Raw genomic sequence first — 15,188 nt, forward strand, 5'->3', positions numbered from 1 at the left:
GCGCCCGCCGGACGAGGCGGTGCCGGACCACGGGCGTGCGCGGGTGCGCCGCGGCCGGTCGCGCGGCTCATCGCACCCTGTGCCGGCGCGTGTCGTCTCCCTCGTCCCCTCACTGACCGAGGCGGTGGCGAGGACGATCCCCGGAGCCCTCGTCGGCGCGACCGGCTGGTGCAGTCGTCCGGCAGGGCTGGACGTCGTCCGGATCGGCGGTACGAAGAACCCGGACGTGGAGAGGATCACCGGGCTCCGCCCGGACCTGGTGCTCGCCAACGAGGAGGAGAACCGCGCGCCCGACCTCGAAGCCCTGCGCGCGGCCGGTCTCGACGTGCTGGTCACCGAGGTGCGCAGCGTGCCGCAGGCCGTCGCCGAGCTGGACCGGGTGCTCACCGCGTGCGGCGCGGCGGGCCGGCCGGGCTGGCTGGACGAGGCGGAGCGGACCTGGGCGGCCCTGCCGGACCCGGCACGGCGCAGGACGGCGGTCGTACCGGTCTGGCGGCGCCCCTGGATGGTCCTCGGGCGGGACACCTTCGCCGGTGACGTCCTCGCCCGCCTCGGCGTGGACCACCTGTACGCCCACCACCCGGAGCGCTATCCCCGCATCCCCCTCGACGAGCTGCGCGCCCGGCGGCCCGACCTGGTGGTCCTGCCCGACGAGCCCTACCGCTTCACCGCCGACGACGGCCCGGAGGCCTTCCCGGGGCTGCCCTGCGCCCTGGTCAGCGGACGGCATCTGACCTGGTACGGCCCGTCCCTGACGGAGGCGCCGCGGGTGCTCGCCGGGGCGCTGGGAGCAGCGCGCCGCTGAGCAGGCCGCGCACGGTGCCGCGGGCGGCCGCGAGCCAGGCCGCCACCAGGACGCCGTACAGCCCGGCCGCCAGGGCGTCGTACACCGCGAGACCGGTGTGCCGGGCGAGCGTGGCGGCCCCGGTGACACAGGTCCCCACCGGGAAGGTGAACGCCCACCAGGTCATCGTGAAGCCCATGCCCCGCCGCCCGGCCCGCACCACGTGCGCGGTGGCCAGCGCCAGCCACAGCAGCGCGAACCCCATGACGGGCACCCCGTACAGCACCGAGAGGACGGCGAGGCCGCGGTCGTAGGGGGCCGCGACGACGCCCGGAGCGGCGTCCGCGATCAGCCCGACGGCCGTGGTGGACTGCCCGAGCGGGCCGAGGACCAGGAACAGGGCCGGGGTCAGCGCGAGCGGCAGCGGTCCCGTGGTGATCAGCCGGGCGAAGACCAGCGGCAGCGTCAGCAGCACGGCCAGCAGGCTCATCCCGGACAGCGCGAGGCAGGCCAGCAGCAGGGTCGCCCGGGGCTGCCCCGGCGGCAGACGGTGCACCAGGGGCGGACCGGCCGAGGCCGACACCATGGGCGCCACCAGCGGCAGCAGCCACACCGGGGAGGCCTGTCCGGCGCCGACCCGGTGCCGCACGGCCATCAGGTACGGCACGGCCACGGCGGCCCCGAGCCCGACCGCCGTACCGGCGGTGAACAGCACGGCGTCCAGCGCGACGGCCGCACGCGTGCCGATCAGCTCCCGGCCGGCCGTCGGCGCGCCGGCGCCCACCGCGAGCAGCGCCATGGCCAGGCAGCCGTAGAAGGGGGCCACGGCCGGGTCGAGGAGATGGGCGCGGGCCTGGTCGCGGTGGTGCCTCCAGTGCAGGGCCCGGGCGGTCAGCAGGGCCGTCAGCAGGAGCAGGGACAGCGCCCAGACGGCCGCGAGGACACCGCGCGCCACGGGCGCCGGGCCGGACAGCGCGGCCCCGGCCGTGCCGACGATCGCGGTGCCCATCACGCAGGCGTACCAGTTCGGGCCCAGGTGCCGGAGCCGGGCGGCGCGGACGGGGGGCAGGGGCTGGGCTGCGGTGACCATGCGTCCAAGATCCTGCCGGCGGGCCCGCGGGACCAGCGGTCACGGGTCTATGAGGGCATAAGCTGGTCTTATGAGCGAGGCGAAGGGGCGACACACACAGTCGCTGGCGCATCGGGTGCCGGACCTCGCCGCGCTGGAACTGCTGCTCGCGGTGGCGCGGCTGGGCAGTCTCGGCGCGGCGGCGCGCGAGGTCGGCATCACCCAGCCGGCCGCCAGCAGCCGCATCCGCTCCATGGAACGGCAGCTGGGCGTGGCGCTGGTCGACCGCTCGCCGCGCGGCTCCCGGCTCACCGACGCCGGCGCCCTGGTCACGGACTGGGCCCGGCGGGTCGTGGAGGCGGCGGCGGCCTTCGACGCGGGCGCGCGGGCGCTGCAGGACCGGCGGGACTCACGGCTGCGGGTCGCGGCGAGCATGACCATCGCCGAGTACCTGCTGCCCGGCTGGCTCCTCGCGCTGCACGCCGGACGGCCCGACACGGCGGTCTCGCTGCTCGCCGGGAACTCGGCGAAGGTCGCGGAACTCCTGCTGGCCGGCGAGGCGGACCTGGGCTTCGTGGAGGGGCTGACCGTGCCCACGGGACTGGACTCCACGGTCATCGCCCGCGACCGGCTGATCGTCGTCACCGCGCCCGCCCACCCGTGGGCCCGCCGCCGGCGGCCCCTGACGGCGGCGGAACTGGCCGCGACCCCGCTCATCCTCAGGGAGCGGGGCTCCGGAACCCGTCAGGTCCTGGACGCGGCTCTCGGCGGCCTGGCCCGCCCGTTGATCGAGCTGTCCTCCACGACGGCGGTGAAGGCGTCCGCGGTCAGCGGGGCGGGCCCGTCCGTCCTCAGCGAACTCGCGGTGGGGGAGGAGCTCGGGATGCGGCGCCTGGTCAGCATCCCGGTCGAGGGCGTCTCCCTGCGCCGCGACCTGAGAGCGGTATGGCCGACGGGCCATCGCCCCACGGGCCCGGCCCGGGAACTGCTGTCCCTGACCCGGGGCTGACACGGCCCACGAGTGCGCGGTCCACGCCCGCCGACCCGGGGGAACACACGGCCGAAGGCCGAACGGCGCTCAGCCCGCCGCGGCGACCAGCGCCGCCATCACCCGCGGGTCCTCGCCCATCTCCGGATGCCACTGCACCCCAAGGGCCCAGCCCCGCTCCGCCGGCAGCTCCACGGCCTCCACCGTGCCGTCCGCCGCGTAGGCCGACGGGACCAGCCCCTCGCCGAGCCGTTCCACCGCCTGGTGGTGATACGTCGGCACCGTCACCTCCTCCGGCACGATGCCCGCGTACAACGTCCCCGGCACCGGCTTCACCGGGTGCTCGCCGAACGCGCCGACCACCTCGGCGTGCCCGTCCAGGTGCTGGACGAGGGTGCCCCCGAGGGCCACGTTCAGCAGCTGCATGCCCCGGCACACCCCGAGCAGCGGCACGCCCGCCGACAGCGCCGCGTCGATCAGCGCCAGCTCCCAGGCGTCCCGCTCCGGCGCGGGCGGACCCGTGCGCGGCGAACGCTCGGCGCCGTACCGGGCCGGGTCGACGTCCGGGCCGCCCGCGACGACCAGCCCGTCGAGCCGGGCCACCGCCGCCCCGGCGTGCTCCGGCGCGTCCGGCGGCAGCAGCGCGGCCAGCCCGCCGGCCCGCTGCACCAGCCGTGGATAGCCGGCCGGCAGCAGTACCGCGTCCAGCTCCCACACCCCCCAGCGCGCGCCGGACTCCAGGTACGTGCTCACACCGATCAGCGGCCGTACGGCCATGCTGCCCTCCTCGCTTTCAAAGGTTCAGTGGAGAACCTTTCCGGAATGCCTGTCCAGGGCGGCCTCACGCCAGGAAACCCCGCAGCAGCGCCGCCGTACCCGCGCAGTGCTCACGCGCGATCTCCCGCGCCCCGTCCGCGTCCCCGTCCAGCACCGCCTCCACCAGCGCGGTGTGCTGGCGCTGGGAGTGCTCCAGGTTGCGCACCAGCAGCGGGATGCGGTCCAGCAGGTCGTTGACCGTGGCCCGGACCGCCGCGTACTGCGCGGTCAGCGACGGCGAGCCGCACAGCTCGGCCAGCGTCAGGTGCAGCAGCGTGTCCGCCCGGCGACAGTCCGTCAGCGGGGCCTCGTGCGTGCGGTCCAGCGCCTCCCGCAGCCGCCGTGCCCGCTCCGGCGTCAGCCCGTGCGCCGCGCACAGCCCGGCCGCGCCCACCTCCAGCACCTCACGGAAACGCAGCACGTCCTCGATGTCGACCTCGGCCATCCGGCGCCGCAGCCCGTCCTCGCCGCCCCCGTCCGGCCGGGGCAGCACAAACGTTCCGCCGTACCGCCCGCGCCGCGCCTCCACCAGGCCCTGGTCCTGGAGCACCTTCAGCACCTCGCGCAGCGTCACCCGGCTGATCCCGAGCCGCTCCGCCAGCTCCCGCTCGGCCGGGAGCCGCTCGCCCGCCGGCACCAGCCCGAGCCGGACGACCTGGAGTATCTGCTCCAGGGCCTCCTCGAAGCCGTTGCCCGCCCGCACCGGCCGCAGCACCGGGGCGAGCCGGTCGCCCACCCCTCGCACGTCCGTCTCCCGCGACATCCGGGCGCACCCCCTTCCCAAGCAATGGTCCGCAGCCATACCTTATGGCTCCCGGCCCGGCCGAAGAAGCGCGACGGCGCCCAAGGAGGCTTCCCCGTGGCAGACCGCACACCCCCGCTCAGCGTCGAGGAACTGCACGCCCTGGTCGCGAGCGGCGAGATCGACACCGTCGTCCTGGCCTTCCCCGACATGCAGGGACGCCTCCAGGGCAAGCGGTTCGCCGCCCGCTTCTTCCTCGACGAGGTCCTGCACCACGGCACCGAGGGCTGCAACTACCTGCTCGCCGTGGACACCGAGATGAACACCGTCGACGGCTACGCGATGTCCTCCTGGGAACGCGGCTACGGCGACTTCGCGATGCACCCCGACCCGTCCACCCTGCGCCGCGTCCCCTGGCACCCCGGCACCGCGCTCCTCATCGCCGACCTCGCCTGGAACGACGGCTCCCCGGTCGCCGCCGCCCCCCGCCAGATCCTGCGCCGCCAGCTCCAGCGGCTCGCCGAGCACGGCTACACCGCCCAGGTCGGCACCGAGCTGGAGTTCATCGTCTTCAAGGACAGCTACGAGCAGGCCTGGGACGCGAACTACCGGGGCCTGACCCCGGCCAACCAGTACAACATCGACTACTCCGTCCTCGGCACCGGCCGCATCGAACCCCTGCTGCGCCGGCTGCGCAACGACATGGCCGGCGCCGGCCTCACCGTCGAGTCCGCCAAGGGCGAGTGCAACCCCGGCCAGCACGAGATCGTCTTCCGCTACGACGAGGCCCTGCGCACCTGCGACCAGCACGCCCTGTACAAGACCGGCGCCAAGGAGATCGCCGCCCAGGAGGGCGTCTCGATCACCTTCATGGCCAAGTACAACGAGCGCGAGGGCAACTCCTGCCACATCCACCTCTCGCTCGCCGACGCCGACGGCACCAACGCGATGGCCGGACCCGACGGCATGTCCGAGGTGATGCGGCACTTCCTCGCCGGACAGCTCGCCGCGCTGCGCGACTTCTCCCTGCTGTACGCCCCCAACATCAACTCCTACAAGCGGTTCCAGCCGGGCTCCTTCGCCCCCACCGCCGTCGCCTGGGGCCACGACAACCGCACCTGCGCCCTGCGCGTCGTCGGGCACGGCCGCTCCCTGCGCTTCGAGAACCGCCTCCCCGGCGGCGACGTGAACCCCCACCTCGCCGTCGCGGGGCTCGTCGCGGCCGGCCTGTACGGCATCGAGCACAAGCTCCAGCTGCCCGAGCCCTGCCCCGGCAACGCCTACACCGCCGACTACGCGCAGGTGCCGACCACCCTGCGCGAGGCCGCCGAGCTGTGGGAGAACAGCCCGATCGCCGCGGCGGCGTTCGGCGACGAGGTCGTCGCCCACTACCGCAACATGGCGCGCGTCGAGCAGGAGGCCTTCGACGCCGCGGTCACCGACTGGGAGCTGCGCCGCTCCTTCGAACGCCTGTGAAAGGTCACCCCGTGCCCGACCCGAACGAGCTGACCGTCCTCGACCCCGCTACCGAGGAGATCGTCGCCACCGTCCCCGCCGCCACCGCCGGGGACGTGGACACCGCCGTCGCCCGCGCCGCCCGCGCCCAGACCCGCTGGGCCGCCGTCGCCCCCGCCGACCGGGCCCGGCTGCTGCGCCGCTTCGCCGACGTGGTCGACGCCCACACCGAGGAACTCGCCCAACTGGAGGTCCGCGAGGCCGGCCACACCGTCGCGAACGCCCGCTGGGAGGCCGGCAACGCCCGCGACCTGCTCCTCTACGCCGCCGGCGGCGCCGAACGCCTCACCGGCAGGCAGATCCCGGTCCCCGGTGGCTGGGACGTCACCTTCCAGGAACCGCTGGGCGTCGTCGGCGTCATCGCCCCCTGGAACTTCCCCATGCCGATCGCCGCCTGGGGGTCCTTCCCGGCGCTCGCGGCCGGGAACGCGGTCCTGCTCAAGCCCGCCGAGACCACCCCGCTCACGGCGCTCCGCCTCGCCGGACTGGCCCTGGAGGCGGGCCTGCCCGAGCACCTCTTCCAGGTGCTGCCCGGCCACGGCGACACCGCCGGACGCGCCCTGGTCGACCACCCGGACGTCGCCAAGATCGTGTTCACCGGCTCCACCCGCACTGGCCGCGAGGTCATGGAGCGCTGCGCCCGCCTGGTCAAGCCGGTCACCCTCGAACTCGGCGGCAAGAGCCCCAACGTCGTCTTCGCCGACGCCGACCTCCAGGCCGCCCTCGACCCCTTCTCCTTCCTGGACAACGCCGGCCAGGACTGCTGCGCCCGCACCCGCGTCCTGGTCCAGGAGACGGTGCTGGACGAGGCCCGCGCCCTCCTCGCCGACGCGCTGGCCGCCGTGGTCGTGGGCGACCCGGCCGACGAGCGGACCCAGATGGGCCCGCTCATCTCCGGCCGGCAACGGGAGCGCGTACGGTCCTACGTCCCCGACGACGCCCCGGCCCTGCGCGGCAAGGCCCCCGACGGCCCCGGCTTCTGGTTCCCGCCGACCGTGCTCACCGGTGAGCGGCACGACAGCCCGGCGGCCCGCGAGGAGATCTTCGGCCCGGTCGCCGTCCTGCTGCCCTTCACCGACGAGCAGGATGCGATCCGCCTCGCCAACGACACCCCCTACGGCCTGTCCGGCTCCATCTGGACCCGGGACCTGGGCCGAGCCCTGCGCGTGTCCCAGGCCGTCCGCGCGGGCAACCTGTCCGTCAACTCCCACTCCAGCGTCCGCTACTGGACCCCGTTCGGCGGCTACAAGCAGTCCGGCCTCGGCCGGGAACTCGGCCCCGACGCCCTGGCCGCCTTCACCCAGACCAAGAACGTCTTCCTCAGCACGGAGGTCCCCGCACCGTGAACGACAACAGCGTGACCGACAACCATGTCTGCCGCCGCCTGTCCGGCCGTACCGCCGTCGTCACCGGAGCCGGCAGCGGCATCGGACTGGCCAGCGCCCGACGCCTCGCCTCCGAGGGCGCCCACGTCGTCTGCGCCGACGTCGACGAGACGCGCGGCAAGGCCGCCGCCGACGAGGTCGGCGGGCTCTTCGTGAAGACCGACGTCACCGACCCCGAGCAGGTCGAGGCGCTGTTCAAGGCCGCGTACGACACCTACGGCAGCGTCGACGTCGCCTTCAACAACGCCGGCATCTCCCCGCCCGACGACGACTCCATCCTGCAGACCGGGCTGGAGGCCTGGAAGCGGGTCCAGGAGGTCAACCTCACCTCCGTCTACCTGTGCTGCAAGGCCGCCCTCCCCTACATGCGCCGCCAGGGCCGGGGCTCCATCATCAACACCGCGTCCTTCGTGGCGCGGATGGGCGCGGCCACGTCCCAGATCTCCTACACGGCCTCCAAGGGCGGCGTCCTCGCCATGTCCCGCGAGCTGGGCGTGCAGTTCGCCCGGGAGGGCATCCGGGTCAACGCGCTGTGCCCCGGCCCCGTCAACACCCCGCTGCTGCAGGAGCTGTTCGCCAAGGACCCGGAGCGGGCCGCGCGCCGGCTCGTCCACATCCCGCTCGGCCGGTTCGCCGAGGCGGAGGAGATCGCCGCCGCCGTCGCCTTCCTGGCCAGCGACGACTCCTCCTTCGTCAACGCCACCGACTTCCTGGTGGACGGCGGGATCGCCGGCGCGTACGTCACGCCCCTGTAGGGCGGCTCAGAGGAACGTCCGCCCCTCGCCCCGGTAGGTGGGCACGGCAGCCGTCACCGTGTCCCCCTCCACCAGGTGCAGGGTGTCGAACCGCTCGCACAGCTCGCCCGCCTTGGCGTGACGGAACCAGACCTTGTCGCCGATGAGCAGATCGTCGGCGGGCGAGCCGAGCAGCGGGGTCTGCACCTCGCCGGGGCCCTCCTGCGGGTCGTAGCGCAGCCCCTCCGGCAGGTACGGCACCGGCAGCCGGTCGGGGCCGGCGGCGCCGGAGGCCGGGTAGCCGCCGCCGAGCACGGTGACGACGCCCACGCCGGGCCGCCGGACCACCGGCTGCGCGAAGAGGGCGGCCGGACGGGCGGAGAAGGACGTGTAGTTGTCGAACAGGCGCGGCACGTACAGCCCCGAGCCGGCCGCGATCTCGGTCACCGCGTCCTCGGCGGCGGTGTGCTGCACGCTGCCGGTGCCGCCGCCGTTGACGAACTCCAGGTCCGGGGCGACCGCCCGGACCGCCCGGACGACCGCGGCCCGCCGCTCGGCCAGCTCCCGCCGGGCGGTGGCCTGCATCAGCCGGATCGCCCGCGAGCGCAGGGGCCGCCCGGCGACCGCGTCCCCGACCCCGGCGATGTGCCCCTCGTACGCCATGATCCCCACCAGCCGGAAGCCCGGCCGCCGGGCCACGGACCGGGCCAGCTCGGCGAGTTGGGCGGGGGAGTGCAGCGGCGAACGCCGTGCCCCGACCCGGACCCGCCCGCCCAGCAGCCGCAGCGAGGTGTCCAACTCCAGGCAGACCCGCACCACTTCACGTCCGCCCTCGCGCGCCGCGTCGATGAGAGCGAGCTGCGCCGGATCGTCGATCATCACGGTGACGGCACCGGCGAGCTTGGGGTCGGCGGCCAGCTCCGCGAAACCGGCCCGGTCCGCCGACGGATAGGCCAGCAGGATGTCCTCGAACCCCGAACGCGCGAGCCACAGCGACTCGTCCAGGGTGAACGACATGACGCCCTGGAAGCCGTCCCTGGCCAGGACGCGTTCCAGCAGGGCCCGGCAGCGGACCGACTTGCTGGCGACCCGCACGGGCTTGCCTCCGGCGCGGCGGACCAGGTCGTCCGCGTTGGCGTCGAAGGCGTCCAGGTCCACGATCGCGAGAGGGGCGTCGAGATGGGCGGTGGCCCGGTCGTAACGGGCCCGGTCGGCGGCGCGCGCAGTCATGACGGAAGCGTGCCAGACACGATTACCGCAGGGTAGGGGACGTTCCGGGCAGATGCCCCGGGCTCGTGGACTGGTTCTCCCTCTCTCCCGGACAACCCGTAGAGTGACGCGCACGTACGGCGGAACGCGCCCGGTCACCAGGTGAACCGGGATGCCCGTCCGGCCGTACGGGTATGCGTGCCCGGGAGGAGCTTCCACACCGGGCGCGGCCGAGCAGCAGAACGGCCCGCGTACGAGGAGACGGCCCGGGCACGAGGAAACGGGGGGTGCATGAGCACGGGAGCCCGCCACGCCCCGGTCCCGCGACGCCCGTCGACTCCGCCGGGGCCCCCGGCCCAGCGCCCGCCGGCGCGGCCGGACGAGGACCCCGACGAGGAGCCGTCGGTCTTCACCCCGCGCGGTGGGCGGCCCGCAGCCGAAGCGGTCCCGCACGCCCACCGCCCGCGCCCCTCGGCCGTACCCGAGGCCTCCGCCCCCCTGAGCCCGCCCCCACCGCCCGCCTCGGCCCGGTTCCCCGACAGCCCGCCGAACGCGACCCCCACCGGCACACCCGCTCCGCCGGGTCCGACGGCTTCGGGAACCTCGGTGGGTTCGGCGGCTCCGGTGGGTTCGGTGACACCGGCGGAGACGGTGACCCCGGCGGAGACGGCCACGGAGACCGACACGGTCCGGTTCCGCCCGGGCAGGGAGCCCGCGGGACGGGGCACCCCGGCCGGAACCCCGTCGGAGACGACGGCACGGCTGCGCCCGATCCGCCCGGCGACCTCACCGGCGCCGGTGTCCCCGACTCCGCCGGTGCCGTCGCGTACGCCGGATTCCCCGCGTAGCCCGTCATCCGGCCCCGGACACCCCGGCCCGGCCCCCACCGCGCCCACCGGTTCGGCTCCGGCCGGCTCCGTGGGCGCGCCCGGCGCCCGCCGTACCGCCGACGTGTCCGCGCCCGGTCAGGCGGAGCGTCCCCGCACGGCTGACGCACCGGCACCGGGGCACGCAGAGGCCCCTCGCACGAGCGGTATGCCCGCGTCGGGACCGGCGGAGCAGCCCCGTACCGGTCCCCGTACCAGTCCCCGTACCGGTGGCCTGTCCGCTCCCGGTCAGGCGGGAGGCCTCCGAACTCGGGGCGTGCCGGCGCCGGGACGGGCAGCGACGCCCCGCACCGATGGCGTGCCGACGCCCGACCCGACGGACCCCGTCCAGGTGGACGGCGTGGCCGGGCAGCCGGGTGGTCCGCGTGCCGGTGTGTTCGCGCCGGGGGAGGCGAGTGACGCCCGTACCGGCGGGGTGCCTGCGCCGGGGCAGGCGGAGGCCCCTCGCGGGGGCGGCGTGTCCGGGCAGGCCGGCGGTCCGCGTGCCGGTGTGTTCGCGCCGGGGGAGGCGAGTGACGCCCGTACCGGCGGGGTGCCTGCGCCGGGGCCGTCCCGAGCGCCCCGCAGGGGTGGCGTCGGACCGGCGGACGGCGCTCGTGCCGGTGTCGTTCCGGCGCCCGGGCGGGGGGACGACCGGGCGGGGACCGGGGGCTGGAGTCCCCTCGGGCCCGCTCACCCCGTGCGTCCCGCGCCCGACCCCGCTCAGTCCTGGGGCGCCGGAAGCGACGGGCGGCCGTTCGTGTCGTTCGGCGAGCCCGAACGGTTCGGGGAGCGGACGCGTCCCCGTGTCGGGGCCCGCACCGTCGCCGCCGCTGCCTGCGTCGTGCTCGGACTCGGCCTCATCGGCGGTGCCCTGACCGGGAGCTGGCTCACCGGGGACAGCGGCACGGACGGCGCCCGGAACGCCTTCGGCACCGCCCGCACCCTCTGGCACAGCGTGCCCGTGAACGACCTGTTCCCGCCCACCGTCCAGGGAACGGGCGCGGGCCCCGGTGGCGCCGACCGCACCTGGACCCGGATCGCCGTCGCCCGGGACGGCGACTGCGCGCACGCCTTCGACCCGCTGCTGCACAAGGCCCTCGCCCCCGTCGGCTGCCAGCGGCTGCTGCGCGCCACCTACACCGACGCCACCCAGACCTACGTCACCACCGTCGGACTGCTCTTCACCAAGGCCGACCCCGCCGCGATGTCCGCGCTCGCCGCCCGCTTCCGCGACGAACACCTCGACAGCCGCGCCGATCTGATGCCCCGGCCGTACGCCGCCGCCGGCACGCCCGCCGCCGGGTTCGGCGACCGGCAGCGGGCGTCGTGGACCGTCTCCGTGCTCACCGACGCCCCCGTCGTCGCCTACGCCGTCTCCGGCTGGGCCGACGGCCGTACCGTCGACACCCCCCAGCCCGCCGCGGACGCCGTCCACTCCGGCGCGACCACGGCACCGGCCCAGGCCGGCCTCGGCAACGAGGCCCAGGGCCTGGCCGACCGCGTCGAACGGCGCCTGCGCAAGACCATCGGCACGGCCACGGAGAAGCCCTCATGAAGCACGCGGCCGAGCCCGCCGCCCAGCACAACACCGTCAGGCACGCCGCCCAGGCGGCGCTGAGCCTGCTGCTCGCCGTCCCCCTCGCCCTGCTGCCGTCCGCCGCCGCCCACGCCGACGCCATCCGCGCCCAGCAGTGGGGCCTCACCGCCCTCCACCTGGACGAGGCCTGGCGGACCACCAAGGGCCGCGGCGTCACCGTCGCCGTCCTGGACACCGGCGTCGAGGCCGGCCACCCGGACCTCGCCGGCAACGTCCTGCCCGACAAGGACATGATCGGCTTCGGCTCCGGCCCCGGCGACCGCACCTGGGCCCGGCACGGCACCGCCATGGCCGGGATCATCGCCGGGCACGGCCACGGCCCCGGCCGCACCGACGGCGTCGTCGGCGTCGCCCCCGAGGCGAAGATCCTGCCGGTCCGGGTGATCCTGGAGGACGGTGACCCCGCCCGCGCCAAGGCCCGCACCACCCGGGGCAACGCCCTCGCCGACGGCATTCGCTGGGCCGCCGACCACGGCGCCGACGTCATCAACCTCTCCCTCGGCGACGACTCGAACTCGGCCCATCCCGAACCCGGCGAGGACGAGGCGGTGCAGTACGCCCTGAAGAAGGGCGTGGTCGTCGTCGCCTCCGCGGGCAACGGCGGCGACAAGGGCGACCACGTCTCCTACCCGGCCGCCTACCCGGGCGTCATCGCCGCGACCGCCGTGGACAAGTACGGCACCCGCGCCGCCTTCTCCACCCGCCGCTGGTACGCGGCCGTGAGCGCGCCCGGCGTCGACGTCGTCATCGCCGACCCCGACCACAAGTACTACGCGGGCTGGGGCACGAGCGCCGCCTCGGCCTTCGTCTCCGGCGCGGCGGCCCTGATCCGGGCCGCCCACCCCGGCCTCGCCCCGGCCCAGATCAAGAAGCTGCTGGAGGACACCGCCCGGGACGCCCCGGTCGGCGGCCGGGACGACTCCCGGGGCTTCGGCATGATCGACCCGGCGGCGGCCCTCAGGGCGGCCGCCCGCGTCCAGCCCCGGGACCTGCGGCCCGCGTCCTACGGCGAGAAGTACTTCGGCGCCGGCCCGGACACCCCCAGGTCCACGAGCGGCCCCTCCGACTGGGCGGCACCGCTCGCGGGCGGCGCGGGCGGTGTCCTGCTGGTGGCCGGGGTGATCCTGTGGCGGGGCCGCAGACGAGGGTGTTGAACGTGCGGTCCGCGGTGCAGCCCGGCGAGTACAGCAGCACCGGCCGGCGGCCCGGCCTGGCCGGCGCCCCGTCCGCGCTGTGCGTCCACGGCGGCGCGTAGCCGTCCACCGCGCCGCCGAAGCGGGCCTTCACCGCCCGTTCGGCACCGGACGGCAGCCACGGCAGCGGCGCGTGCCCTTGTACGCCGGCGGCCGGGTGGTGCACGGTCACCATCAGCTCACGCGGCTCTCCCGGGCCCGAGCGGGGTTCGGTCCGCGACCGGTCGACCAGGTGCAGCTCCACGGCACCCACCGGCTCGGGCTCGATCGGCCCGGCCACCGGTCAGGAGGGATCGGCGAGTGGGGCGTACGGGAGGCACCAGGCTCCTCCCGCGGCCGGACGCCGGCCCGGTGAGGACATCGCGGACGTCCGGCCTGCTCATGGTCAAGTCCCGTGCACACTAGATCATCTGATGCACCGTCGCCTGTTCTTTTGCGGCCGGACGCGACGGGTCATGCGTCGCCGAACACCCCCACCGCCGCCTTCGCCGCCGCCTCCACCAACGTGATGCCCCGCGCCTGGCTCGCCGTGCCGTCGGACAGCACCGCCACCAGGTAGTCGGTCCCGTCCACCGTCACCCGGCCGATGCTGTTGACGTCCCACAACCCCGTCGTGCCGCGCGGCAGCCAGCCGTTCTTCAGTGCCCAGGAGGTGCCCTCGGCGGCGGCCGACACGCCCCACCGCTGGTCCGGCTCGACGGACTTCATCAGACCCTGGAGATATGTCCGCGAGGCCGCGCTCAGCTTCGAGCGCTCCCCGAACACCTGCTGGAGGAGGACCAGTTGGTCCGCCGCGGTGGTCCGCGTCAGCCCCCACAGCCCACCCTCCCCGCCGGAGGTCTCCGTCAGCCCGAAGCGCGCGTTCGCCGCGTCCAGCCCGGCGGCCCGCCCGATCGTGCGCCACAGCGCCGTCGCGGACGCGTTGTCGCTGTTCTCGATCATCTTCGTGGCGTACGCCCGTTCCGGCGCCGTCAGCCGCCGGCCGGCGTCCTGCGCCTGGAGCAGCAGCGCGGCCAGGATGTCGACCTTGACGATGCTCGCCGTGTCGAAGGAGGCGTCGCCGTACACGGCGCTCTCCCCGGACCGCGGCGCCAGCACCGCCGCCGACACCCGCGCGCCCGGCGGCACCTCGACCTGCGCCATGGCGGCGCTCAGCAGGGCGCTCCGGTCCGCTGTCGCGGGCTCCCGCACGGACGCCTCCTCTCCGGCCCCGGCCGAGGCGGTGACCGTGGGCGCCGCCGCCGACGATACGGCCACGGCGGCGGGACGTGCCCGGCCCTTCACGTAGACCGTTCCGCCGGCGGTGACCCCGGCCACGGCGACGAGGGCGAGGGCGGCGCGCAGTGAGGCACGGCGCCGGGGCGGGCGCGCGCGGCGGCCACGGCGGGCTCCGAAGGACTCCATGCCGCGATGCTCGGGGCGGTGGCTGTGCGCCCTGTCGGACGGAGCTGGGAGCCGGGTCAGGATTCCTGTGAACGCGCTGACGCCGGCGCCCCGGCCCCGGACGAGCCCGGCAGCCCGCCCCCTATAGGGTCGGGGACCGTGGCGAACAAGAACATCCCCGACCCCGGCTTCTCCGACGACGACGGCTCCGCCGACCCCCGGCTGAGCGCGGCGCTGGCCGCCTGGGCCGAGGACCGCAGCGCCCTCGGGCCCGTCCTGGAGGCGCTCCGGGGCGCCCGCCTGCTGGTCCCCGTCGTCGCCGTGCTCGGCGAGGTGGAGGAGGACGACAACGGCCTGCGCCGCGAGAAGACCAGCGACATGGCCGTACCCACCCTGAAGGCCGGCGACCGCACCGCGCTGCCCGCCTTCACCTCCACCGAATCCCTCGCCCGCTGGGACCCCGCGGCCCGCCCGGTCGCGGTCCCCCTGCACCAGGCCCTTCAGGCCGCCGCGCACGAGAAGGCCGACACGGTGGTGCTCGACCTCGCCGGACCCGTGCCCTTCGAGCTGACCGGCCCGGCGCTGCTCGCCCTCGCCGAGGGCCGCACCAGCACCGACCCGCTCGCCGACCCGGCCGTGGTGGAGGCCGTCCGTACGGCGGTGGCGGCGGAGCCCGCCGTGCTGCGCGCCCACCTCGGTCCCGGCCAGGCCGACGGCACCCTCGCCCTCGTCCTCGACCCGGCCGCGCCGCCCGCCGAGGCCGCCCGTGCGGTCGCCGAGCGGCTGGCGGCCGACGAGACACTGCGGGCCCGCCTGGTGCGCGGTCTCGACCTGGCACTGCTGCCGGCCGGGACCACGCCTCCGGGCGAGCCCCTGTACGTGAAGGAGTAGGACGGCCGCGGGC

General features: G+C 75.7%; 13 protein-coding genes. 8 read left to right on the top strand and 5 right to left on the bottom strand.

The features are described 5' to 3' along the window. Positions 1-79 precede the first annotated feature (79 nt). Entirely contained in the window at positions 80-805 is a 726-nt protein-coding gene (locus tag LG395_RS23455; protein WP_225811099.1) for a helical backbone metal receptor, read from the top strand. On the opposite strand, the gene LG395_RS23460 is transcribed toward LG395_RS23455, so the two are convergent. After that, positions 717-1,874 carry a TDT family transporter gene (locus LG395_RS23460; protein ID WP_225811100.1) on the bottom strand — a complete coding sequence of 386 codons (1,158 nt, stop codon included), beginning with the start codon at positions 1,872-1,874 and terminating at the stop codon, positions 717-719. The genes LG395_RS23455 and LG395_RS23460 overlap by 89 nt on opposite strands. A 70-nt stretch (positions 1,875-1,944) precedes the next feature. Here LG395_RS23460 and LG395_RS23465 point away from each other — a divergent pair, with 70 nt between their 5' ends. Further along, a complete protein-coding gene (locus LG395_RS23465) occupies positions 1,945-2,862 on the top strand; it encodes a LysR family transcriptional regulator (protein WP_225811101.1) in 918 nt (305 codons plus the stop codon). A gap of 69 nt (positions 2,863-2,931) precedes the next feature. On the opposite strand, the gene LG395_RS23470 is transcribed toward LG395_RS23465, so the two are convergent. Together LG395_RS23470 and LG395_RS23475 are read right to left on the bottom strand one after the other, a co-directional pair. Next, positions 2,932-3,618, bottom strand: a complete 687-nt coding sequence (locus tag LG395_RS23470; RefSeq protein ID WP_225811102.1) for a gamma-glutamyl-gamma-aminobutyrate hydrolase family protein — start codon at positions 3,616-3,618, stop codon at positions 2,932-2,934. 64 nt (positions 3,619-3,682) lie between these two features. Continuing rightward, positions 3,683-4,420, bottom strand: a complete 738-nt coding sequence (locus LG395_RS23475) for a FadR/GntR family transcriptional regulator (RefSeq protein WP_171157970.1) — start codon at positions 4,418-4,420, stop codon at positions 3,683-3,685. 96 nt (positions 4,421-4,516) lie between these two features. Between LG395_RS23475 and LG395_RS23480 the strand changes: the two genes are divergently transcribed. Genes LG395_RS23480 through LG395_RS23490 form a run of 3 tightly spaced genes read left to right on the top strand, consistent with a single transcriptional unit; the run spans position 4,517 to position 8,054 of the window. Next, complete coding sequence (locus LG395_RS23480; RefSeq protein ID WP_225811103.1) at positions 4,517-5,875, top strand: glutamine synthetase family protein; 1,359 nt, start codon at positions 4,517-4,519, stop codon at positions 5,873-5,875. An 11-nt stretch (positions 5,876-5,886) separates the two neighbouring features. After that, the gene (locus LG395_RS23485) at positions 5,887-7,260 is read left to right on the top strand and encodes an aldehyde dehydrogenase family protein (protein ID WP_171157974.1); all 1,374 of its coding nucleotides are present in this window, start codon (positions 5,887-5,889) and stop codon (positions 7,258-7,260) included. Between the two features lie 11 nt (positions 7,261-7,271). Next, on the top strand, positions 7,272-8,054 hold the full coding sequence (locus LG395_RS23490) for a 3-oxoacyl-ACP reductase (RefSeq protein WP_171160139.1): 783 nt from the start codon (positions 7,272-7,274) through the stop codon (positions 8,052-8,054). A 6-nt stretch (positions 8,055-8,060) separates the two neighbouring features. Here the strand turns inward: LG395_RS23490 and LG395_RS23495 are convergent, their stop codons facing one another. Continuing rightward, positions 8,061-9,263, bottom strand: a complete 1,203-nt coding sequence (locus tag LG395_RS23495; RefSeq protein ID WP_171157976.1) for an amino acid deaminase/aldolase — start codon at positions 9,261-9,263, stop codon at positions 8,061-8,063. A gap of 1,689 nt (positions 9,264-10,952) precedes the next feature. On the opposite strand from LG395_RS23495, the gene LG395_RS23500 reads away from it, so the two are divergent. Both LG395_RS23500 and mycP read left to right on the top strand, forming a co-directional pair. Further along, a complete protein-coding gene (locus LG395_RS23500) occupies positions 10,953-11,666 on the top strand; it encodes a hypothetical protein (protein ID WP_372463464.1) in 714 nt (237 codons plus the stop codon). After that, entirely contained in the window at positions 11,663-12,862 is a 1,200-nt protein-coding gene (gene mycP, locus LG395_RS23505; protein WP_225811105.1) for a type VII secretion-associated serine protease mycosin, read from the top strand. The genes LG395_RS23500 and mycP overlap by 4 nt, the downstream gene beginning before the upstream one ends. 492 nt (positions 12,863-13,354) lie before the next feature. Here mycP and LG395_RS23510 read toward each other — a convergent pair whose 3' ends face one another. Then, positions 13,355-14,305, bottom strand: a complete 951-nt coding sequence (locus tag LG395_RS23510) for a serine hydrolase (protein ID WP_225811106.1) — start codon at positions 14,303-14,305, stop codon at positions 13,355-13,357. A gap of 138 nt (positions 14,306-14,443) precedes the next feature. Here LG395_RS23510 and LG395_RS23515 point away from each other — a divergent pair, with 138 nt between their 5' ends. Next, the gene (locus LG395_RS23515) at positions 14,444-15,175 is read left to right on the top strand and encodes an SseB family protein (RefSeq protein WP_171157982.1); all 732 of its coding nucleotides are present in this window, start codon (positions 14,444-14,446) and stop codon (positions 15,173-15,175) included. The last annotated feature ends 13 nt before the right edge of the window (positions 15,176-15,188 follow it).

The sequence above is a fragment of the Streptomyces spinosus genome (genome assembly GCF_020400655.1).
GTDB lineage: Bacteria > Actinomycetota > Actinomycetes > Streptomycetales > Streptomycetaceae > Streptomyces > Streptomyces argyrophylli.